The 23,097-nt window shown below is 44.7% G+C and carries 20 protein-coding genes; 11 read left to right on the top strand and 9 right to left on the bottom strand.

Features of this window, described 5'->3' with window-relative positions; translation table 11 throughout:
• Window positions 1-496: 496 nt before the first annotated feature.
• Genes betI through choV form a run of 6 tightly spaced genes read left to right on the top strand, consistent with a single transcriptional unit; the run spans window position 497 to window position 7,342 of the window.
• Complete coding sequence (gene betI, locus BS19_RS16495; protein ID WP_038176770.1) at window positions 497-1,093, top strand: transcriptional regulator BetI; 597 nt, start codon at window positions 497-499, stop codon at window positions 1,091-1,093.
• A 17-nt stretch (window positions 1,094-1,110) separates the two neighbouring features.
• Window positions 1,111-2,565: a betaine-aldehyde dehydrogenase gene (gene betB, locus BS19_RS16490; protein WP_038176768.1), complete on the top strand. Its 1,455-nt coding sequence runs from the start codon at window positions 1,111-1,113 to the stop codon at window positions 2,563-2,565.
• A 22-nt stretch (window positions 2,566-2,587) separates the two neighbouring features.
• Window positions 2,588-4,288: a choline dehydrogenase gene (betA, locus tag BS19_RS16485; RefSeq protein WP_038176767.1), complete on the top strand. Its 1,701-nt coding sequence runs from the start codon at window positions 2,588-2,590 to the stop codon at window positions 4,286-4,288.
• A 31-nt stretch (window positions 4,289-4,319) separates the two neighbouring features.
• A complete protein-coding gene (locus tag BS19_RS16480; RefSeq protein ID WP_038176766.1) occupies window positions 4,320-5,258 on the top strand; it encodes a choline ABC transporter substrate-binding protein in 939 nt (312 codons plus the stop codon).
• 54 nt (window positions 5,259-5,312) lie between these two features.
• A complete protein-coding gene (gene choW / locus BS19_RS16475) occupies window positions 5,313-6,155 on the top strand; it encodes a choline ABC transporter permease subunit (RefSeq protein WP_038176764.1) in 843 nt (280 codons plus the stop codon).
• A 2-nt stretch (window positions 6,156-6,157) separates the two neighbouring features.
• Window positions 6,158-7,342, top strand: coding sequence for a choline ABC transporter ATP-binding protein (gene choV, locus BS19_RS16470; protein WP_038176762.1), 1,185 nt, complete (start codon window positions 6,158-6,160; stop codon window positions 7,340-7,342).
• 73 nt (window positions 7,343-7,415) lie between these two features.
• Here the strand turns inward: choV and BS19_RS16465 are convergent, their stop codons facing one another.
• The 3 genes from BS19_RS16465 to BS19_RS16455 form a co-directional block, all read right to left on the bottom strand.
• A complete protein-coding gene (locus tag BS19_RS16465; protein WP_038176761.1) occupies window positions 7,416-7,844 on the bottom strand; it encodes a DUF3010 family protein in 429 nt (142 codons plus the stop codon).
• Between the two features lie 95 nt (window positions 7,845-7,939).
• Window positions 7,940-8,311 (bottom strand): cystatin domain-containing protein, encoded by a 372-nt coding sequence (locus BS19_RS16460; RefSeq protein ID WP_038176760.1) that lies wholly within the window; start codon window positions 8,309-8,311, stop codon window positions 7,940-7,942.
• A gap of 156 nt (window positions 8,312-8,467) precedes the next feature.
• The gene (locus tag BS19_RS16455) at window positions 8,468-8,812 is read right to left on the bottom strand and encodes a DUF3316 domain-containing protein (RefSeq protein ID WP_038176759.1); all 345 of its coding nucleotides are present in this window, start codon (window positions 8,810-8,812) and stop codon (window positions 8,468-8,470) included.
• A 315-nt stretch (window positions 8,813-9,127) separates the two neighbouring features.
• Between BS19_RS16455 and BS19_RS16450 the strand changes: the two genes are divergently transcribed.
• From BS19_RS16450 to BS19_RS16440, 3 genes are all read left to right on the top strand, one after another.
• Window positions 9,128-9,958 (top strand): DUF6279 family lipoprotein, encoded by an 831-nt coding sequence (locus BS19_RS16450; protein ID WP_038176756.1) that lies wholly within the window; start codon window positions 9,128-9,130, stop codon window positions 9,956-9,958.
• An 86-nt stretch (window positions 9,959-10,044) separates the two neighbouring features.
• Window positions 10,045-10,809 (top strand): sulfite exporter TauE/SafE family protein, encoded by a 765-nt coding sequence (locus BS19_RS16445; protein ID WP_038176754.1) that lies wholly within the window; start codon window positions 10,045-10,047, stop codon window positions 10,807-10,809.
• A 142-nt stretch (window positions 10,810-10,951) separates the two neighbouring features.
• Complete coding sequence (locus tag BS19_RS16440) at window positions 10,952-11,143, top strand: hypothetical protein (protein WP_038176752.1); 192 nt, start codon at window positions 10,952-10,954, stop codon at window positions 11,141-11,143.
• Window positions 11,144-11,175: 32 nt separating this feature from the next.
• Here the strand turns inward: BS19_RS16440 and exaC are convergent, their stop codons facing one another.
• Window positions 11,176-12,696, bottom strand: a complete 1,521-nt coding sequence (gene exaC / locus BS19_RS16435; RefSeq protein ID WP_038176750.1) for an acetaldehyde dehydrogenase ExaC — start codon at window positions 12,694-12,696, stop codon at window positions 11,176-11,178.
• Between the two features lie 246 nt (window positions 12,697-12,942).
• Between exaC and BS19_RS16430 the strand changes: the two genes are divergently transcribed.
• Entirely contained in the window at window positions 12,943-14,697 is a 1,755-nt protein-coding gene (locus tag BS19_RS16430) for a sigma-54-dependent Fis family transcriptional regulator (protein WP_038176749.1), read from the top strand.
• A gap of 144 nt (window positions 14,698-14,841) precedes the next feature.
• Here the strand turns inward: BS19_RS16430 and BS19_RS20450 are convergent, their stop codons facing one another.
• The 5 genes from BS19_RS20450 to BS19_RS16410 all read right to left on the bottom strand — a co-directional run bounded on the left by BS19_RS20450 (window position 14,842) and on the right by BS19_RS16410 (window position 22,100).
• Window positions 14,842-14,979 carry a hypothetical protein gene (locus BS19_RS20450; protein ID WP_169739024.1) on the bottom strand — a complete coding sequence of 46 codons (138 nt, stop codon included), beginning with the start codon at window positions 14,977-14,979 and terminating at the stop codon, window positions 14,842-14,844.
• A gap of 190 nt (window positions 14,980-15,169) precedes the next feature.
• Window positions 15,170-16,618 (bottom strand): decarboxylating NADP(+)-dependent phosphogluconate dehydrogenase, encoded by a 1,449-nt coding sequence (gene gnd / locus BS19_RS16425; protein WP_038176747.1) that lies wholly within the window; start codon window positions 16,616-16,618, stop codon window positions 15,170-15,172.
• A gap of 33 nt (window positions 16,619-16,651) precedes the next feature.
• Entirely contained in the window at window positions 16,652-17,368 is a 717-nt protein-coding gene (pgl, locus tag BS19_RS16420; protein WP_038176746.1) for a 6-phosphogluconolactonase, read from the bottom strand.
• Entirely contained in the window at window positions 17,365-18,867 is a 1,503-nt protein-coding gene (gene zwf / locus BS19_RS16415; RefSeq protein WP_038176744.1) for a glucose-6-phosphate dehydrogenase, read from the bottom strand. The genes pgl and zwf overlap by 4 nt, the downstream gene beginning before the upstream one ends.
• 362 nt (window positions 18,868-19,229) lie before the next feature.
• Window positions 19,230-22,100, bottom strand: coding sequence for an HD domain-containing phosphohydrolase (locus tag BS19_RS16410; protein WP_038176743.1), 2,871 nt, complete (start codon window positions 22,098-22,100; stop codon window positions 19,230-19,232).
• A 242-nt stretch (window positions 22,101-22,342) separates the two neighbouring features.
• Between BS19_RS16410 and BS19_RS16405 the strand changes: the two genes are divergently transcribed.
• Window positions 22,343-23,086: a phosphatase gene (locus tag BS19_RS16405; RefSeq protein ID WP_038176742.1), complete on the top strand. Its 744-nt coding sequence runs from the start codon at window positions 22,343-22,345 to the stop codon at window positions 23,084-23,086.
• Window positions 23,087-23,097: the final 11 nt, after the last annotated feature.

Raw genomic sequence — 23,097 nt, 5'->3', positions numbered from 1 at the left:
GTTTTGTTAGGGAACTAACCGCGCGAAACGAAATGCATTTTATTTCATAAGAATAGCTAGCTTAGTGGTTTTAGCAACTTTTCTATATGCACTCAGTTTTATCTTAATGAAATCCAATAGAAGTCTAAGTTTTGATTTGAATGGTTTAGTTGCTGAGTAAATTAGAGTGCGAAGTAAATTATTTGGCATTAGTTGTGGCTATGTAACCAGTGTTAATATTTCTCCGGTTTTTTAGGCTGGGTTTTAACTTTTAAAAAATGATAGAACTTTATTTATCTTAATGTTTTTAAAGGTTTTATTGTATTGTTGTGTGACTTCCCAGCTTAACTTTATGGGGTTTTACTGAGATGGGTATTTACTTAGAGTTGAATGCTATTGCCGGTGTGGTTTTGTATTGAACGTGCTACAAATTCCAAAAAATCATTTGAGTTCTAAATGATTTTCAGGCATTTTATATTTAACTAATCGTTCAATTAAAAATTGAGGAGTGGCAAAAATGCCTAAGGTTGGGATGCCAAGTATCCGAAAACCACAGCTGGTAAACGCGACGATGTCAGTGATAGACAGAGTGGGGTTGCCTTGTGCAAGCATTGCTTTAATCGCCAAAGAGGCGGGGGTTTCGACGGGAATCATCAACCATTATTTTGGTGGTAAACATGGTTTGCTTGAGGAAACGATGCGTGAAATTCTGCGTCAGTTATCTCAAACCGTGACGGATAAGCTACGCGCTCTTCCTGCTGATGCCCATCAACAACGAATTAATGCGATTGTTGAAGGTAACTTTGTTGGCTTCCAAGCCGAGAATAAAGTCGCCAAGACATGGCTAGCATTTTGGTCTTATTCAGTGCATGACCAAAAACTAAAGCGATTACAACGAGTAAATGAAAAACGCTTGATTTCGCACCTCAAAATTGAACTAAAAGCGCTCTTCGATAAACAACAGGCTGAGATTATCGTCCACGGTATCGCAGCATTGATTGATGGTATTTGGCTACGTGGCACGCTCAACCCACAAGGCATAGATGCAAATAAAGCACGACTGATCATCAATGATTATCTCGATAAGCAGCTTACCTTTTATTCACAAAAATAATCAAAGTCAGACTCAATATGAAATCACTATTTATTGATGGGCAGTTTTGTCACGCCACATCTAATCAAAGCTTTATCACATACAATCCAGCTAACGGTGAACCGCTAGCAACGATAGGCCAAGCTAGCGATGATGATATGTCGCGAGCAATTGAAGCTGCAAAGCGTGGCTTTGCTGTTTGGTCAGCGATGGCGCCCATTGAACGCAGTCGCATTTTACTCAAAGCGGTCGCGATTTTGCGTGAGCGTAATAATGAATTAGCGGAACTTGAGGTCGCCGATACGGGTAAGCCTTTACAAGAAGCACTCGAGGTTGATATTGCCACCGGTGCCGACGTCATTGAATATTACGCCGGACTTGTGCCAGCGATGCAAGGTGAACAGCAACCGATGGGAGACAGTCAGTTTTTCTACACTCGTCGTGAGGCTTTAGGCATTTGCGCTGGTATTGGTGCGTGGAACTACCCAATTCAAATTGCCATGTGGAAGTCAGCGCCAGCGCTAGCTGCGGGTAACGCAATGATCTTCAAACCGTCAGAAGAGACACCATTAACGGCATTAAAACTGGCAGAAGTGTTTCAGCAAGCTGGTGTGCCTGATGGCGTGTTTAATGTACTGCAAGGCGATCATCGTGTTGGTCAAATGCTAACGGCGCACCCTGATATTGCCAAAGTATCGTTCACGGGCGAATCGGGCACTGGCAAATTAGTGATGGCGGATAGTGCCAAAACACTCAAGCAGGTAACGATGGAGCTTGGTGGTAAATCACCGATGATCGTATTTGGTGATGCCAAACTTGACGATGCAGTTTCAGCGGCGATGGTTGCCAATTTTTACACTCAAGGTGAAGTATGCACTCATGGTACACGCGTATTTGTTCACCAATCAATTTATGACGACTTTGTTGCCCAGCTCAAAACTCGTACAGAAAAACTAGTGGTCGGCGATCCTATGGATCTTGAGACACAAATCGGTGCGCTCATTTCCAAAGAGCATCTTAGCAAAGTGTTATCCGCCATTGAGACAGCGAAAGCAAGTGGTGCCACGTTGCTCACTGGTGGTTATCAAGTTACCGAAAACGGCCTAGAAAATGGCAACTTTGTTGTGCCAACCGTGTTTGTTGATTGCGACGACAGCATGTCACATGTTCAAAATGAAATCTTCGGTCCTGTGATGTCGGTGCTCAAGTTCAGCGATGAAGAAGAAGTGATTGCTCGTGCGAATGACACCGATTACGGTCTTGCCGCAGGGCTATTTACCCAAGACTTAAGCCGTGCCCACCGCGTAATTCATCAAATGCAAGCGGGGATTTGCTGGGTCAATACTTGGGGAGACTCTCCTGCAGAAATGCCTGTTGGTGGTTACAAACATTCAGGCATTGGCCGAGAGAACGGACCCGAGACACTGCGCAGTTACACCCAAACCAAGAGTGTATTAATTGAACTGGGTGGCTTCGAAAGCCCTTACGCCTAGCGACATAATTCGGAGAGACACAATGCAACAACACTACGATTATATTATCGTCGGTGCGGGATCGGCTGGCTGTGTATTGGCGGATCGCTTAACCGAAAGTGGTCAGCATCAAGTGCTATTACTTGAGGCAGGTGGCACCGATAAAAGCATCTTTATTCAAATGCCGACAGCGCTTTCATATCCGATGAACAGTGACCGTTATGCGTGGCAATTTGAGACTACGCAGGAACAAGGTTTAGACGGACGCCAGCTTCATTGTCCGCGTGGAAAAGTGCTCGGCGGCAGTTCATCGATCAATGGCATGGTCTACGTTCGTGGCCATGCGTGCGATTTCGATGAATGGCAACAACAAGGGGCAAATGGTTGGAACTACCAAGCGTGTTTACCTTATTTTAAACGCGCCGAGTCTTGGATTGGTGGTGAAGATGACTACCGTGGTGGCGCCGGGCCACTAGGAACATGTGCTGGCAATGATATGCAGCTCAATCCACTTTATCGCGCGTTCATTGATGCAGGCGTTGAGGCAGGCTACCCAGAAACAGATGACTATAACGGTTATCAGCAAGAAGGGTTTGGTGCGATGCACATGACGGTAGATAAAGGCGTGCGTGCTTCTACCTCTAACGCTTACTTAAGGCGTGCTCTGAAACGTTCAAACTTAACGCTAATTAAAGGCGTTGTGGCGCGTAAGTTCCTTATTGAAGGCAATAAGGCCACAGGTCTTGAGTTCGAAAAGTCGGGCAAAGTGCAACGCGTTTCGGCGTCAAAAGAGGTTATTTCGAGCGCCGGTTCGATTGGTTCGCCGCAACTGCTTCAGCTATCAGGTATTGGCCCTAAAGCGGTACTGGATCAAGCGGGCGTTGAAACCGTGATTGATCTGCCTGGTGTCGGTCAGAATCTGCAAGATCACCTCGAAGTGTATTTTCAATATCACTGTAAAGAGCCCATCAGCCTCAACAGCAAGTTGGGTCTTGTCAGCAAAGCTAAAATTGGTACCGAATGGATTTTGACACGCAAAGGACTTGGGGCAACCAACCATTTTGAATCGTGTGGCTTTATTCGTTCTCGTCAAGGGCTGAAGTGGCCAAATATTCAGTATCACTTCTTACCAGCTGCGATGCGCTACGATGGCCGTACTGCTTTTGATGGCCATGGTTTTCAAGTGCATGTTGGGCCAAATAAACCCGAGAGTCGTGGCAGTGTGCAAATTGTTTCGGCCGATCCGCACGTGCACCCTCAAATTGAGTTCAATTACATTTCAACCGAACAAGATAAGCAAGATTGGCGTGACTGTATTCGTTTAACTCGCGAAATTCTCGAACAGCCTGCGTTAGACAAATATCGTGGAGAAGAGATTCAACCCGGAGGTGAGATTACGTCAGACGACGATATTGATGCTTGGGTGAAGAGTAATGTCGAAAGCGCGTACCATCCATCGTGTAGCTGCAAAATGGGCGCAGATAACGATCCAATGGCGGTACTCGATGAGCAGTGTCGAGTGCGCGGTATCGAATCGTTGCGCGTGGTCGATTCGTCTGTTTTTCCCACCATTCCTAATGGCAACCTTAATGCGCCAACCATTATGGTTGCAGAACGTGCCGCAGACATGATCTTAGGTAAACGTCTATTAAAAGAACAGCAGCAGCCCATCTGGATTGCACCAGGTTGGCAGCAACACCAAAGAATGAAAACTCCAAAAAGGGCTGTCGAAACAGCCAAGTAAATTAGTCAGCAATCATTACAAGGAAATTACTATGTCTATGATGACAAAAACAATGACTACCCTCGCAGTCAGTACATTCGCTTTTAATGCTTATGCGAACCAGTGTGAAACCGTTCGTTTTGCCGATGTTGGTTGGACCGACATTACGGCAACGACGGCAGTGACTAGCGAGTTGCTCAAAGGTATGGGTTATAAAACCAAAACTGACTTACTTTCAGTACCAGTGACTTATTCTTCAATGGCAAACGGTGATATCGATATCTTCCTTGGCAACTGGATGCCAACGATGGAAGGGGACATCGCTAAATACCGAGAAGCAGGCACCGTCGAAACCGTACGCGCCAACCTTGAAGGTGCAAAATATACGCTTGCTGTACCAAAGTTTGTCTATGACGCAGGTGTAAAAGATTTTGCCGACCTTGCCAAGTATGCCGACAATTTTAAAGACCGTATCTACGGCATTGAACCGGGCAATGATGGTAACCGCTTGATCCAATCTATGATAGATAGTGATGCGTTTGGTCTTAAAGATTTTAACCTCGTTGAGTCTAGTGAAGCGGGTATGGTTTCACAGGTATCACGAGCGGTGCGTCGCAACCAATGGATCGTATATCTTGGTTGGGCTCCACACCCAATGAACAGCAATATTGAAATGGAATACTTAGCCGGTGGCGATGACTTCTTCGGTCCAAATTACGGTGGGGCTAATGTCTACACAAACGTACGTCAAGGTTACCTTGCGGAGTGCCAGAACGTAGGCCAGTTGCTTAAGAATTTAACGTTCAGCTTAGAGATGGAAAACCAGTTAATGGAACAGATCTTAAACCAGAACGTCAAGCCGTCGAAAGCGGCGCAAAAATGGCTGAAAGAGAACCCAAAACAAGTGGAAGCTTGGCTTGAGGGGCTGAAAACACTCGAAGGTGGTGACGCAGCCACAGCCGTAAATAACTACATTAAATCAAACGCGTAATCTCATTGCGGTGAGGTGTTATTCGCACCTCACCGATCAAAGAAAGGTCTTATTGTGAATTTTATTACTAACAACAAAATCCCTGTGGGTGAATGGATGGAAACCGTGGTGGATTGGCTGACGCTTAATGGCGCAGGCTTTTTCGACGCTGTCTCTATCTTTCTTGAAACTGTGATTCTTTTTGTTGTCGATGTGTTTAAGTGGATGCCACCTGCCGCACCAATTATTTTAACGGCGGCTATTGCTTGGTATTTGCATAGAAGTATTCCTTTGGTGCTGTTTATTGTTGGCGCATTGCTGACCATTCTCAATATTGGTTATTGGCAGGAGATGTTGGAAACCTTTGTTCTTGTATTTGCAGCGACAACGATTTCCGTATTAATTGGCGTACCTCTAGGGATCATGGCAGCGCACCGCGCGTGGTTATATACCTTGTTGAGACCAATACTCGACTTGATGCAAACCGTGCCAACCTTTGTTTACCTTATCCCGACCTTAGTCTTGTTTGGTTTAGGTATCGTACCGGGGTTAATTTCAACCATCATATTTGCGATTGCAGCGCCAATTCGTCTTACTTACTTAGGAATGACCAAAGTACCGGAAGAGCTGATCGAAGCGGGCAAAGCGTTTGGTGCTAGCCGTAGAAAGTTGCTATTCAAAGTTGAGCTTCCGGCGGCGATGCCAAGCATTATGGCGGGCGTAACTCAATGCATTATGTTGTCACTATCAATGGTGGTGATCGCGGCATTGGTTGGAGCCGACGGACTGGGTAAACCTGTGGTACGTGCACTTAACACGGTGAATATTTCACAAGGTTTTGAAGCTGGCCTCGCCATTGTTTTGGTTGCCATTATTCTTGACCGCTTATGCAAAACACCAAACCAGAAAGAGGCTTAATGATGGATGCAATTACAATTAACAATCTTGACGTGGTTTTTGGTAACAAGCAGCAACAGGCGCTCGATCTGCTTGATCAAGGCAAAAGTCGCCAAGAAATTATTGATCAAACTGGCCAAGTTGTCGGCGTTGATAATGTTTCAATGACAGTCAAAGAGGGTGAAATCTGTGTGCTAATGGGTTTATCTGGTTCGGGTAAGTCGAGCTTATTACGCGCCGTCAATGGTCTTAATTCAATCTCTCGCGGTAGCTTAGAGATTAAAGATGGCGAGCAAAGTGTCAATTTAGCCGATTGTGATGAAGGCACACTGCGTCACCTGAGAACCCATCGCGTATCTATGGTATTTCAGAAGTTCGCCTTGATGCCATGGTTGACTGTGCTAGATAATGTTGCTTTTGGTTTAGAAATGCAGGGCGTGCCGAAGGCTAAACGTCGTGAAAAAGCACGAGAGCAGCTCGAAATGGTCGGATTAGCTGAGTGGGAAACCAAGCATCCTCATGAACTTTCAGGGGGAATGCAGCAACGAGTTGGTCTTGCTCGTGCTTTTGCTATGGATACCGATATCTTATTGATGGATGAGCCGTTTTCAGCGCTTGACCCCTTGATTCGTGCTCAATTGCAAGACGAGCTGATTCTATTGCAGAAAAAACTCAATAAGACGATTTTATTTGTTAGTCATGACTTAGACGAAGCGCTCAAGATTGGTAATAATATCGCGATTATGGAGTCTGGTAAGCTTATTCAACATGGTAAGCCAGAGCAGATCGTACTTGCGCCAGAAACAGAATACGTCAAAGACTTTGTCGCACACACTAATCCATTGAACGTGTTGAAAGGACGCTCGTTGATGCAAATGCGTGAACAGCTCATCAGCCGAGATGACCAATGGCAAATTTGTTCACGTGACGATTTATGGGTAAAACAGCAAACCAATGGTGTTGCTTTAGTTGACTCAGATAAAACGTTACTCGATTGGAGTGATGGTACATTTGAAATGGCCCAAGTCAGTGAATCCAACGTGGTTCAGGCAAGCCCTGAAATTGGGATGCGTGAAGCAATTGAGCTAAAACAACGCAGTAATCAACCTATTTTATTGGTTGAAAATAACCAACTGGTGGGCGTACTCACCGATAATGAATTGTACGATGCCTTGTTAGGTAATTTTAAAGACCGACGCGTAGCATAACGTGAACGGATAACAAAAAGCCCAGCAATCAATGCTGGGCTTTTTATGTCATTAAGCGTTTGATTAACAGCGATTAGCCGCGTTTCATTACACACGCGTAAGCAGTCGCAAATGCTTGTTCCTGATATTGTTTAAGGCCAGTCTCTTTAAATGCGATGGCGAGTGGATTTCGCTTTAAGCTCTCTTTAATCTCTGTCGGAGAGACGACTTCAACATTCAGACCTTCAATAAGTTGAATCGCTGCTTCAAGTTTGAAACCTACGGCACCACCGGCAAATTTCCCTTTGGTTTGACGCTGACGAATCACCACTTTTTCGATCTGATAATCTTCGACCAGCTTGGCGAAAGAGAACTGAAACTTACGGATTTCTTGTGTGTCATTCGCATTGCCGATCGTTAATTTCGATACGCGGCAGTCAGGCAGATGAACAACACTGTCTGAATGAGAAAGAAGACAAATAATTGCGTCGTTTGCTTTTAGTTCTACACCACAAATTTTCATGCTTAAACCTATTTGTTATTGAACCCTTATTATATCGGCCAAACGCGATGAAGCGACCTAATTATGCCTTTTTCATTCAAACAAAGGTCATTTTTTTATGGACACAGTGGGCCAGGCGTCGCAACTTGGTCGACCATGTAGTCATTTCGCAGATTCCGATAAACAACAGCATGCCACACTTCGCCATTCTTCAGACGATATTCAATCGCATAGTTGATGCCACTGACTACCTGTGTGCGTACTTTGTCGACACTTTGTAATTCTGAGTGACTGCCCATATGTGACATGAGGGCATTGACGGCAGCTTGGACATCAGGCGTGATGTCGGCATCACTCCATCCCCCAGGCATAGATTTAGTGGTACATAGCGGGTTAGGTGAAGGCTCTTGGATAGTGGGTTGAGAAGTCTGACTGCATCCCATTAGCGCGAGGGTCGTCAACAAAGAACTGAGTATAGAAATTTTCATCGTTTACCTTCTAAATAAAAATGACGGACAGCGAAAGGGTGCCGAAGCAAGTTTATTTTTCGAGTATAGTTCGATCGAGCTCTGATAAGTCAGGAAACCGTCATAAAAAGGTCGCGATGCTTGCGCACTGCGACCTGATTGTTTGCGCTAACAAGATTAGTCTCGACGGCTTTCACGGTAGGTGTACTGATAATCAACCCCGAGCTTCGCTTTGTACTCAAACTGGCCGGGAGCTTTGGCATACTCTTCAACTTGTACCAACATGTCATTTACTTTGACACTTGGAGAAATAACATTGTTTTCGTGTATTGGGAGTACAATTTTCAATTTAGCGCTATCCATCGCTTTCATTTCGTCCATTAGATCAAACGCAGCATCATAGGCTTGTTGTTTGGTTGCGTATGCGTCAGTCGTTAGCGTGCTATGGCTAATGACAGTTTGATTGGCAGCGAATACAGAAGCACTGATCACCAATGTGGCAAAAAGAATCAATTTTTTCATCGTTGTGTCTCCTAATGGGCTCTCAAATACAAGCTTACTGTGCAACGAAATAAGACTGTCACTGCTGCGTAAACAAAATCGCGGTTTGTGATAGCGTTTGTTTAAGATACTCACTCTTCACTGACATAGTGATTTGGCGGTTAATAATTGGTCGTTTGGGTTGTTTTTGAGTCAAAATAGGTAGAGCTACGTACAAAACTAGTCGCGCTGAAACTAGATTCGATAATGCTGGCATCATCGTAAAGAGTGTAATGACTAAACTTAATAATAAATAGAGTGACCCAACTCGCTGAATGGCTTTTTGCAGGGATAAGCATGAGAAAACTAATAGTATTGATAGTGATAAGTTTGAGTTTATTTGGTTGTAGCTCAAAGTTCGTATACAACCACATCGATTGGTTGGTGCTTGAGTTTGTTGAAGATTACGTAGAACTTGATGAACAGCAAGAAGACTTTGTTAGCGATAAAATTTCGCAACTGAGTGAGTGGCATCGAAAGGAAGAAATTCCCAATTATATCGAGCAACTTGATCAACTTATCGCGATTGAACCAAGTCAATTTACTATTGATGATATGCGAGTTCACGAACAACAAATACGTGCCCATTCGCAACGGCTAGTCGCACGAGTTGCTCCAGACCTGTATCAAATTACGACACAGTTGTCTGACGATCAAGTCAATGAGTTTATGGATAATCTACGTGTACGTCATACTAAATACAAAAAGAAATACCAGTCACTCACTGATGAAGAGATCAAGCAACGTTATCACCAGCGAATTGAGAAAAATCTTGAAAATTGGCTGGGCGACTTAACGGAAAAACAGCAGCAACTTCTCACCCGTTGGACCAATGAGTTGCAAATTACTTCGCGCGATTGGGTGACCCATCAAACTAAAATGCGTGTTGAAATCAACGCACTGCTGGTAGAGAGGCTTAACGAAGCATTATTTAAACCCGATTTTCAAGATCTCATGTTCAACCCTGATAGTTTTTATTCGCCTCAGCTTGCAGGCAAAATTGAGTATAACCGGGAGGTGGCAAGAACTTACTTAACACAAATTATCAATACCATGTCGTTAAAACAGACGCAGCATTTTCGTGATGAGCTAGAAGATTGGAAAGAGCTGGCATTGGATATTCAGTAGGATGAGCACAGTTTTAGCCATCGGTGGTTTTTTCTTCTGACACCGCACGTTAATGTATATCATCTTGAAAATAACGAAATTTGCATATGGAATGGATTCTACTTTTTGCAGCGGGCGTGGTAGGTGGTATTTTAAATAGTATTGCCGGTGGCGGTAGCTTTATTACCTTTCCCGCGCTGATGTTTTTTGGTTTGCCTGCGGTTGCTGCGAACGCGACCAACACCTTCGCCGTTTGTGCCGGTTATATTAGTGGTGCTTATGGTTTTCGCCAAGACATTGCACATTCGGCCCAGCGATTACCTTCATTAATTTTGATCAGCTTATTGGGTGGTGCACTTGGTGCGTATTTACTGCTCAATGTCTCAGAGCAGCAGTTTTTAATTGCTATTCCTTGGTTGCTTCTTTTTGCCACCTTACTATTTTTGTTCGGCCATCATTTAAGTGCTTGGCTTTCAAAAGGGGCACAACGCGTCTCTCTTAATCCGATATGGCCAACGGTCTCAATCAGTTTGTTGTTATTACTGGTCTCGGCTTATGGCGGCTTTTTTAATGCTGGCCTAGGAGTGATTGTACTGAGCTACCTTGTTTTAGCAGGCTACACCAACATCAATCAAATGAACGGGTTAAAATTACTGGTTTCATCGTGTGTCTCTGTGATTGCGATTGTGGTGTTCATGGTGGATGGGGTGATTGATTGGCAAAAAGGTTTTGCGGTAATGATGGGATCACTGTTAGGTGGTTACGTGGCGGCGCGAGTCTCAAGAAAAGTCGAGCAAAAATATGTGAAAGGCTTTGTGGCATTATCAAGCATCGCCATGACGTTATATTTTTTCGCCGATGTATATTTGTAAACGTATTTTATCGCTCTCATAGCGGTAAGTGTTGTTGATCACGTTCTGCCCCGATTTGAGGTCATTTTAGGTTTATTTAGCTCGCCTATCGGCATAATAACGCTATCAAACAACAGGATGGACTGTTGTTTAAGGAGGCGTTATGAGTAGAAAACTAGGCAGAGTCATGTCGAGCAGCCGCATGATTACCTTCGTCGCATTTCTGTGTGCAGTTTTTGCGTGGGTGTTTAAGATGCCAGTGCTTCTTACCGTATCTATCGCTGCGTTAGTAGTGAGTGCGGCATTGTATATCAACGACAAGTATCGCAAATCTAAACTGAAAAAGAGCGCCTGATGGCGCTCTATGAATGAACCCATTTGCGTGTTTTAGAAGAACCCAAGCGGGTTGACGTCATAGCTAATCAATAGATTTTTGGTGTTTTGGTAGTGATCAAGCATCATTTTATGGGTTTCACGCCCGATACCGGATTTTTTATATCCGCCAAACGCGGCGTGGGCAGGATAAGCATGGTAACAGTTGATCCAAATTCGTCCGGCCTCAATGTTGCGACCCATTCGATAGGCAAGGTTAGCATCACGCGTCCATACCCCAGCCCCTAAGCCGTACTCAGTATCGTTAGCAATGGCCAACGCTTCGGCTTCATCTTTAAATTTAGTGATAGCAATCACGGGCCCAAAAATCTCTTCTTGGAAAATACGCATTTTATTATGGCCTTCCAACATTGTCGGTTGGATGTAGTAGCCTTGGTTAATGCTGTCTGGCTGCTGTGATACGCCTCCGCCAAAGACCACTTTGGCGCCTTCTTGACGACCTATCTCTAAGTAACTCAAAATTTTATCGAACTGTTCTTGTGACGCTTGCGCACCAACTTGAGTATCTGTATCAAGCGGATTGCCTTGTTTAATCGTCTTGGCTCGCTCGGAAAGTTTGGCCACAAATTCATCGTAGATGGACTCATGAACCAAAACGCGAGAAGGGCAGGTACACACTTCCCCTTGATTAAAGAATCCAAGTAATGTGCCCTCGATACATTTATCTAGGTATTCGTCTTCGTGATTAAAAATGTCGGGGAAATAGATATTGGGTGATTTACCACCTAGCTCTACCGTAGAAGGGATCAGGTTGTCGGCGGCGCATTTGAGGATATGGTTACCCACTTGCGTCGATCCAGTAAAGGCCAACTTGGCGATCCGATCACTGGTTGCGAGTGCTTGACCTGCCTCATTACCAAAACCATTGACCACATTGATCACACCTGCAGGGATAAGGTCGCCGATCTTTTCCATCAAAAGCAAAATAGAGGTTGGCGTTTGCTCGGCGGGTTTAAGTACCACACAACACCCTGCCGCCATTGCTGGAGCGAGTTTCCACGCAGCCATTAGCATAGGAAAGTTCCAAGGGATGATCTGGCCGACAACCCCAATTGGTTCAGGAAAGTGATAGCTTGCTGTTGTTTCATCAAGCTCGGCTGCGCTGCCTTCTTGGGCACGGATACAACCAGCGAAATAGCGGAAGTGGTCGACTACCAAAGGTAAATCAGCGGCCAGCGTTTCCCTAACGGGCTTGCCGTTTTCCCATGATTCAGCCACCGCAAGTTCTTCGATATGTTGCTCAATGCGATCGGCTATTTTTAGCATGATGTTGGCGCGTTCAGTGACACTAGTTTTGGCCCACGATGCACGCACGTTATGGGCCGCATCTAAGGCAAGCGCGATATCGGCTTCCCCTGAACGCGCCACTTTACAATACGCTTGACCATTGACTGGCGAGGTATTGTCAAAGTATTCACCATTGACCGGTTTGACCCATTCGCCACCGATATAATTGTCATAGTGTGTTTTAAATGAAACGACTGAGTCTGTGTTACCTGGTTGTGCGTAGATCATACAATTTCCTTATTGATTTCTCGTTGTTGTGTTTATGTCATTCGCATGCGGAATGTTTTTTTATCGTTTTCAACAAACGCAAATCACAGACCAAGTGTTAATAACTTGTTGCATTTGTGGGTTGGCGCTAGAGTTAATGAGGCTTTGCGCTTGTTTTATAAAAGCCAAGACAACAGGGCTGAATGTTAATGAAATGTTCACCTGTTCCAAAGTGACACAGTCAGTTTGCTCAAAAATGGTACAACGATGGAATTACAGCGACAACAAAACAGCGATTGGTTGAGTTCGTCATGGCGACGAAGTAGTGATGCAGGCTTAAAAGAAATCAAACGGCCAAGTGATGCAGTGCTGTCTAATGCAGTGATGAAAGAGCGTCGTTATGACAATAAAGGCGTTATAGAAGCGGTTGAACAAGCGGCCTTGCCCCTGTTTAATCAAGTGCTTGGGCGTAGTGATAGTCGTTTAATTCTCACCGATGGAGAAGGGGTGATCTTAGCCAGTTGGGGCCAAGAGCGATTTAGAGAAAAGTTGCTTGAGATAGCTTTAGAGTCTGGAAATTGCTGGCAAGAGCGTTTAAAAGGAACCAATGCAATAGGCACCGCTTTATTTGAGCAACGTGCGGTTTCGATTATTGGCGAGCAGCACTTTATCAAACAACACCGTTTTATCAGTTGTTCGGCCAGCCCACTGTTTAATCATAAAGGCGAACTGGTCGGGATATTAGATATCACCAGTGAACAAGAACAACATGATGTAACCACTCAGTTGTTAGTGCAAAATATGATTCAATTGGTTGAAAATCGGCTGTTATGCCAAATCCCAGGAGCGGCGTACCAAGTCGATTTGGCGTTGAATGAGTCGGTTTTGCATACTGGGTGGCAAGGTATTGTTATTGCTGATGAGGGAGGTCGAGTGGTTGCTCATAACCATGTTGCGTGTCAGCTTACTCGGCAATCGAATATTGTTGGTGAAAAAATCGAAGCACTGCTTGAACGCTCTAAGCAACAAATGCCTTTAGTGTTTGAAAAGCGCTTGCTTAACGGCGCGTCCAAAGTCAAAAGCGCCGTTAGTGTGTCTAGTGAACTTCATTACGGAGAGCCTCAAGTTGAAACCGCTTGGCAGCAAGCCAATAAAGTTATCGGTAAAGACATCAGTTTACTTATCCTAGGGGAAACTGGGGTCGGAAAAGGTGAATTTGTTAAAGCGCTGCATAAACATAGTACGCGGAATATCGCGCCCTTGGTTACAGTCAACTGTGGAGCGTTGGCCAAGGATTTGATTGAGTCTGAGTTATTTGGTTATGCCTCTGGGGCGTTTACTGGAGCCAGTACGAAAGGCTATCTAGGCCGAATTCGCCAAGCAGACAAAGGCATCCTATTTTTAGATGAAATTGGCGAAATGCCATTGGAGGCGCAGTGCCGGTTACTCACCGTACTACAAGATAAAATCGTCATGCCGATTGGTGCTAGCCGAGCGTATCAAGTTGATATTCAAATCATTGCTGCCACTCATCAAGATCTCCGGTCGTTAGTAGAACAGGGGCTTTTCAGAGAAGATCTCTATTATCGCTTGAATGGATTGGTTATCGAACTGCCTTGTCTACGTACTCGGCGCGATAGGATGCAATTGATTGATGTCATTCATGCTAAATACAAACCTCAGCATCAGAACATATCAAAGGCGTTATTGGAGCAATTGAAGCACTACGGTTGGCCTGGCAATTTGCGTGAATTAGATAACCTATTTAAGGTGACTTGTCTGATTGCGAGCGATGAAGAAGAGCTGCGCCTTGAACATGTTCCTGCTCACTTGGCGACCCATATTACTCAGAATCTGAGTGACAACAGTGTACAAGAGCCAACAGACTTGAAAGCCACGGTTAATTCAACGTTAGTCGATACTTATCACGCCCACAATGGCAACATCAGCAAAATGTCACGTGTTCTTGGGATTAGCCGCAACACCATCTATCGTAAATTAAAGGCTATAGGGATTGGCTAGGCGTAATTGTAGCGACAGCTATTGATAATGTATTACCAAACGACTCTGAGAATGAGAGCCAAATGTTAAATCTGCAAGTATCTGAATTTAAAGTATAAAAATAAAAAGGAGTCCACGATGGACTCCTTTTCCTTGAAACCTAGCCTACAAGCCGCCTTGTTGCTGCGCCTGTTTTACTAAAGCCTGACGTTGAGTTTCCTTCTCTAACAATTGATCATTGTCGTTTGCACGCTGAGATTTCTCTGCTTGTGGAGCAAAGACAAAGTATTTATTAATAGTCATGTTAAGAACCTCAATTAAGAGTGATAACCTTCCAGGTTAAGTTAATCACCATGGTCTACATCGTTAAGATGTAAAACTCCTTGTTGTAGGTTTCAAAAAATAGAGGATGTTAACTAGGTTAACATCCTCCATGAAGCAATAATTATAGTATGAGTCTTAGGTATGAATAAAGACTAAACTCATCCTTTTATTAAACGTCGTAAGTCGTAGACGCCGTATTACCGCCAGTACCTGTCCAGTTGGTGTGGAAGAATTCACCACGTTCACGGTCAATACGCTCATAGGTGTGAGCACCGAAGTAGTCACGTTGAGCTTGCAGTAGGTTTGCTGGCAAACGCGCTGTTGTGTAACCGTCTAGGAACGAAAGCGCAGAGATAGTACAAGGCATTGGGATACCCGCTTCTAGCGACTTAGCCGCAACTTTACGCCATGCGCTTAGGCTGTTCTTCAGAATGCCTTTGAAGTAGTCATCTGAGCCTAGGAATGCAATGTCTGGGTTCGCTTCGTATGCATCACGGATGTTGCTTAGGAACGCCGAGCGGATGATACAACCACCACGCCACATAAGCGCTACGTTGCCGTAGTTGAGATCCCAGCCATTTTCATTTGACGCTTCACGCATTAGCATGAAGCCTTGAGCGTAAGAGATAATTTTCGATGCGAGAAGAGCCTGACGTAGTGCGTCAACCCACTCTTGCTTATCACCTTCAACCGGAGTGATTGTCTTGCCAAATAGAGATTCTGCTTCAACACGCTGATCTTTTAGAGCTGACAGACAACGAGAGAATACTGACTCAGAGATAAGCGTCAGTGGAATACCTAAGTCTAGTGCGTTGATACCTGTCCATTTACCCGTACCTTTTTGGCCAGCAGTGTCTAGAATCTTCTCAACTAGCGGCTCACCATCTTCATCTTTGTAGCCAAGGATATCAGCGGTGATTTCTACTAGGTAGCTGTCTAGTTCAGTTTTGTTCCAGTCAGCAAATACAGCTTGCATCTCATCTGCAGACATACCCAGACCATCTTTCATAAACTGGTAAGCTTCAGTGATGAGCTGCATGTCGCCGTATTCGATGCCGTTGTGAACCATCTTAACGAAGTGGCCAGCGCCATCGTTACCAACCCAGTCACAGCAAGGCTCGCCAGCATCTGTTTTTGCAGAAATACCTTGGAAAATAGGTTTCACCGCTTGCCAAGCTTCAGGAGAACCACCAGGCATGATTGAAGGGCCAAAACGTGCACCTTCTTCACCACCAGAAACACCAGTTCCGATAAAGTGAATGCCTTTTTCACGCAGTGCAGCAACACGACGGTTAGTGTCTGGATAGTTAGTATTACCACCGTCGATGATGATGTCACCTTTGTCTAGAAGTGGAACAAGTGACTCGATAAATTTATCAACGACATCACCAGCGCGAACCATAAGCATGATTTTACGCGGTGTTTCTAGTTTCTCTACGAGCTCTTCTAGCGAGTAGGCACCAACAATGTTTGTGCCTTTTGCTGGGCCTTCAATAAACTCGTCTACTTTTGCTGCAGTACGGTTATGAGCAACCACTTTGAAGCCGTGATCGTTCATGTTTAAGATAAGGTTTTGACCCATTACGGCTAGGCCAATTACACCGATATCACCTTTCATTTTTGCTCTCCAATTGATCTATTTTGACGCGCATTACGCAATTTTTGCTGCTGCGTCTGAATCTAAGTACCACTCCGTCTCACCAGTTTTAGACTGGATTTTGGCTGCAGGATAAGGCAGCTCACTTGCCGGGGTGGTATGAATTTCGTGTACGATGTCAACTTTGCCCGCACCAAGGACTAGGTAGCTAATACGCTTGGCAGCTTCAAGTACTTTGGCTGTTTTTGATACGCGGATTTGGCCAGACTCTGGGTGAGCGGCCAATAACGAAAGGCTTTCATCTTGATAGTTGGTTTGCCCTGGGAACAGCGATGCGGTATGACCATCCGCACCAACGCCAAGCAAAATCCAGTCAAATACTGGTGTACCGTATTCACACGGGATAACGTCAACCATTTCTTGTGCAAAGCGTTCAACTTCGCCCTCAGGATCGTTCTCACCAAGGATACGATGAATGTTCTCAGCTGGGATATTTACTTGGCTGAACAGTAGCGTGTTGGCTTCGCCATAGTTGCTCTGTGCATCATCAGGGGCCACGCAGCGCTCATCGCCCCACCAAAAATGGAGGTTGTGCCATTGAATGCTTTCAGTGTAAGGCGCTTGTGCTAAAAGCTTGAATAGCATTTTGGGCGTGCTGCCACCAGATAGTGAGATGTGCACAGGGCGACCAAGTTCACTCAACGCTTGCATGTCATTGGCTAAGCTTTCGACAACTTGTTGAGCGGTTTGAAAAATCTTGTGGTTAATCATAATTCACAGTAGTCCGTGTCAGTTAGGTTCTTGCATGGGAAACGCCACGCACGATGATCGCGCTGAAGTAGGTCGTCTGACTCTTTTGGTCCCCATGTGCCACAGGCGTAACCAAACAGGGCTTGTGGGTCCTGCTTGAAGTCGAGAATAGGTTGGACGTATTGCCAGCAGGCTTCTACTGCATCACTACGTGCGAACAGTGTCGCATCACCATTTAGCGCATCGAGTAATAAGCGCTCGTACGCGGTCAACATCTGGGTCTCTTGCAAAGAAGCATAGTGGAAGTTCATTTTTACTTCTTTTGCATTAAAACCAGCCCCTGGCTCTTTCAAGCCAAAGCTCATTTGAATGCCTTCATCTGGTTGAATACGAATGATCAACTTGTTCTCTGGTGCATTTTGACCAAATACCGGGTGCGGCGTTTGTTTGAAATGGATAACCACTTCAGTGACGCGAGTCGGCAGTCGTTTACCACTGCGGACATAAAACGGCACGCCATTCCAGCGCCAGTTATTGATGTACGCTTTAAGGCCGACATAGGTCTCGGTTCGTGAGTCAGTCGCCACGCCTGGCTCATCACGGTAGCTTGGTAAAAACTCGCCGCGCACGTCTGATTCGGTGTATTGGCCAAGCACAAGATTGTTACGCAGGTCGTCTTCCTCAAGCGGCTTAAGACATTGTAATACTTTGACCACTTCGTCGCGCATTGAGTCTGCGTTGATTTGTGCTGGTGGTTCCATACCGACCATTGCTAATACTTGCAATAGGTGATTTTGGAACATATCGCGCACTGCGCCAGAGCCGTCGTAGTAACCCCCGCGCTCTTCAACACCAAGGAATTCCGCTCCCGTGATTTCAACGTATTCGATATAGTTACGGTTCCATAGTGGCTCGAACATCGCGTTAGAAAAACGGAAGACAAGCAGGTTTTGAACAGTCTCTTTACCTAAATAGTGGTCGATACGGTAGATTTGGTGTTCTTTGAAGTGTTCGTGAATCTCTTTATCGAGCGTTTTTGCTGACTCGAGATCGTAACCGAATGGCTTTTCGATGATCAGCCGTTTCCAACCATCGTCTTCGCAGTTAAGACCGTGCGCGGCGAGGCTAGATGGAATAACGCTGTACAAGCTAGGCGGTGTCGCAAGATAGAACAGCGTATTACGTTGTTCAAATTGGTACTGCTCACCGAGCTGGTCGAGTCGGGCGGTCAGTTTCGAGTAGTCGGCACTGTCCGAAGTGTTGATGGCTTGGTAGTGAAGATGGTTGATAAAAGCATCGAGCGTTGTTGGTTCGGTTTTTTCCATCTCTAGCAGCGAGCGCTTGAGCTTTTCGCGGTAAGACTCATCGCTGTATTCTGTACGACTTACACCAAGAATGGCAAAGTTTTCAGGCAGCTGTTTATTTGAGTAAAGGTGATATAGAGCTGGGATCAACTTACGATACGTTAAGTCACCCGAAGCACCAAAAATAACGATGCTGCTGTTTTCTGGTATTACCATCATCTTTCCCTTAAAAACGAGGTAGTGTCATGTGCCTCATTGGCTGGCATGAATAGATAACCAACCCTATCAACGACACCTAAAAGTATAAAATCGGTCTTACCTATCAAACCAATAGGTAAAACAGAATAAATACGCCAAATCTCGATGCATCACTAAAAAGGAGTGAAAAAATCAGAGCTGAAAGTTCAGTTGGCAGCGTATTGTCTATGACTCTTTGACATACATCAACCTTTGGCAGGGCAATCGATTAAATAATGACTAGCTATCAAGCTAAGGTATTGATATTTAGACTTTAGGTAGTCACTGCCTAAAATCTGCACAATAAAGTGTTTGCTCTAATTTGATCAAGCAGTTAGTGGTTAGAAATCGCCCCTTAAAAACATTTTTACGCGTTTGATATGGGCGGCTCGATCGAATTCAACTTGTTGATCTAAAGATAAAAATTGTTTGGCATAGGTTTGATCTATCTCTTTTTCTAAGAAAAGAAGATACAGTTTAGCATCGATGTGACCTGTGGTTGCCATCGCTGTCATGATCTCAATCGATGCTGCTAAGGTTTTGGCTTTCTTGTACGGTCTATCACTTGATGTTAGCGCTTCAAACACATCGGCTATTGCCATGACGCGTGCAGGGATAGATAGCTGTTCTTCGTTTAAACCTTTAGGGTAACCTTTGCCGTCCACGCGTTCATGGTGTCCACCCGCATACTCAGGCACTTCTTTTAAATGTTGTGGGTAGGGAAGGCGCTTGAGCATAGTGATAGTCTGAATAATGTGATCATTGATGATAAATCGTTCTTCATCATTGAGTGTGCCACGGTAAATCGACAAGTTATAAAGCTCGCCTCGATTGTATTTCAGCTGACCGGGTTTAAGGACAAACTCCTCTTGCCATGGATCTTGTGGGTTTGCGACTGCAGGCCAATCGATTTGATGAACTTGCTTGTCGCTCAATAGTGGTTCTTGTGTCGGAAGTGGGACCTTATTGCCAGCGCGCTGTTGTTCAATCCAAGAGACGCCAATTTGGTCGTCTAGTGTGCGAGTCCAAGTTACTTGGCTGATACGACCAAGCCTTTCTAACGCTTCATCGCTCATCGATTCGCCGCCGAGATTACATTGACCGATAAAGGCAAAATCATCGTCAAGTTGTTGATGTTTTATGTCCAATTCTTGCTTGAGCCTGTCGGTATCACCCCCTTGTGAAATTGCTTTCCAGTATTCAGTCTCGGCTTGCGCTTTTAATAACTCAAAACGCATGCGTACTTCATGAATTCGGTCATAGATCGTTTCTAGTTTGGTTGCCTTGTCAATGACATATTCAGGGGTGGTCACTTTACCGCAGTCATGCAACCACGAGGCAAGATGTAATGCTTCCCATTGATCTTTTGACATCGAAAAATGCGGAAAGTAACTTTCATCAGAATTGGCGGCAGTGACGAGCATTTTGGTTAATTCGGGTACACGTTGACAATGACTGCCTGTGTAAGGCGACTTAGTATCAATCGCCGAAGCAATCAGTTCGACAAAGGCATTAAGCATCTCTTTTTGTTGCTCCATGCGATCGATATTCTCTTTGGCTATTTCACCGAAACTGAGTAGCTCTTTAAGGAAAGCATGTTTGTCGGATTGTTCCGACGTAATAGCGCGTTCGTAACCAAGCAAGAGTATGCCGACCAGATGCTTGTCACGACTATGTAATGGGAATAGATAAATATCTGAGTTATAAAGCTGATCACGGAATTTCGCTAAGTTGGTATCATCTCGATTAAGATGGACAATTTCGCCTTTATTCAACTCGGTTTTTACCCAAGCAATTGAATTGACGAGAGTATTGATGTCTATCTTAAAAGGAATAATGGCGTGATTGGCTGCGCAATTGAAATCTGCCTGTATATCCTCTTTGACGTGCAGCACAATGGTCTCAGCACGAGTGACCAGAAAGCTTTGATGTGCAATGGTTTTTGCCAGTACTGAAAAGTCTTGATTACTCGCCGTTTCACGCAATAGTCTTAGCAAGTCATATAGAGTGTGTTCCATCAACTCGATTGAATTGGTGAGATTGGCCACCTCTGCGATCATGCTACGCGAGTAACGTGTTTTCTTAAAATCAAAGCGCGCGATATTGTCGGTTTGTTCCATTAACGCGCGCAGCGGTTGAGCTAAACGTTGGGCGACGAGCCAGACCAAAATAAAACTCACTGAAAGCATAGCGAGCGCAACGGTGACCTGTTTATCGCGCAGCGAAAGTAGCGGCGCGAGTAAGTCTTGCTGTGGCGTTGCTTCAGCGAGCAATAGTCGCGTCGAACTGTTCAGTTGCACTGGAGTGAGCGTCACTGACCACAACTTATTGTTAAACTCAGGGGTTTCGTAAATGATTTGGCTTGAAATACGATTGATAACCGAACTGAAAACGGTGTCGTCCAAGTTTACTTTGTCATATTCAAGGGGGTTTGTATGGCCAGTGTTGTGATGCGCTAGAGAGTTAAACTTGTGATCAAACAGAATCAGTTGGGTGTTGTCAGAATAGCCCATTTTGCTGATTTGTTGAGACAGTGAAGTTAATGTGAAGTCAGCGCCTACCACACTGTTTCCGTCGGCGGCGCGACGTGACAAGGTTACTCCAGTAGTTTTAAGAAAATAAAAAAAGTAGGGGTCGGTTAAGCGAATTTGACCGTCATCATTGGCGTTTTGAAACCACGGCCGTACACGAGGATCAAAGTTGTTGTCTTGGCTTTGTGTGTATCCCACATGGTGTAGTTTACGGTCTAAAAAGAAAACACGATTTTGCCCTTTTATGTTGGTGCTATTGATCATTAAATTCGCGTCTTTGGGGGCGTTAAAACGTACTTTGTCTGCCTCATTTCTGAGTGCTCTTGCGAGAGTGAAGTCACCAGAGTCATTGGCGTAGTATAAAGCAACCACTCCAGGGTTTCGGTCAAAAATGAGTTTTAACGAAGTCCAGAAATTGGCGTGTTTAGTTGGGGTTGTGTGATCTTCTATCGTTTCATTCATCGCCATAAAGTCGAGTGTGGTGAGGATCGGCCCTGCTTTAACTTGGAAGGTTGATTCAAGCTTACGGCTATTTTCACGGCTAAGCTCTTGCGCACTGCCAGTGAGAAGCTGTTGAGCGTGTTGATAGCTAATGACAATAAGTACCGTGCCAACAAGTGTTGTCAGGAATAAAAAGAGACTAATGATATGAATGCTGAGCGAATAGCGTTGCTTTCTCATAGAGACACCACTAATAAAGTACCTATTAAGTATCGAACAAACTTAACAACCTGCAAAAAAAGTTAAGCAAATTTTTGTTATCTCAATATTTTTTACTTCGATAGCACCAAAGGCCAACATTTGGTTTGTAATGCTTAATCGTGATTGAGAGTGGCACTTGGTGATGATTAAAACAATTGCGAGCAACGAGAAGGATAGGCTGTTAACATGATAGCCACCATAGAGATAACTTGTGTTGAAGAATGAATTTAGTTGTTGATACCCATACTCACACCTATGCCAGTGGTCATGCTTATAGCACTTTGGTCGAGAATGCACGTTTGGCCAAACACAATGGCCTAAAGATGTTTTGTACTACTGATCACGCTGAATCTATGCCGGGCGCACCTCACTATTGGTTTTTTTCTAATCAACGGGTGTTGCCTCGCTTTATTGATGACGTCGCGGTTATTCGAGGTGTCGAATCGAATATTTTAAACACCCAGGGTGAGATTGATGTTCACCTTTCGTCTTATAAAAGTTTGGATTGGGTCATTGCCAGTTTTCATGAGCCGGTGTTTAGGCCGAGTGATAAAAACTCGCACACTAAAGCGCTGATTAACACCATTAAAAGTGGCAATGTCGATGCGCTGGGGCATCTAGGTAATCCTAATTTTGATTTCGACTTTGAATCTGTATTGCGCTGCGCTCAGCAGTATCATGTGGCGATAGAAATAAATAACACCACTTTAAAAGGCAATAGCCGAGTTGGTAGCGTGGAACGATGCTACGAAATTGCGGCGATCGGCAAAGAGCTTGGTGTCTTTTTTACCACAGGTAGCGATGCCCATTTTTGCCAAGATGTCGGCAACTTGTCGCTAGTGTCTGAGCTGCTTGATCAAGTCGGGGTTGAGAGCCACCAAGTCATAACTCACTCTACTGCTCAGTTTTTAGCTTTTCTTGCTTTAAGAGGCAGAGACGCTATCCGTGAGTATCAAGATTTATAACTTGATACAAA

Source organism: Vibrio pacinii DSM 19139, assembly GCF_000711795.1.
In the GTDB taxonomy this organism is placed as follows: Bacteria; Pseudomonadota; Gammaproteobacteria; order Enterobacterales; family Vibrionaceae; genus Vibrio; species Vibrio pacinii.
Note: the sequence above shows the minus strand (reverse complement) of the source record. Positions and strands in the feature narration are given on the sequence as shown.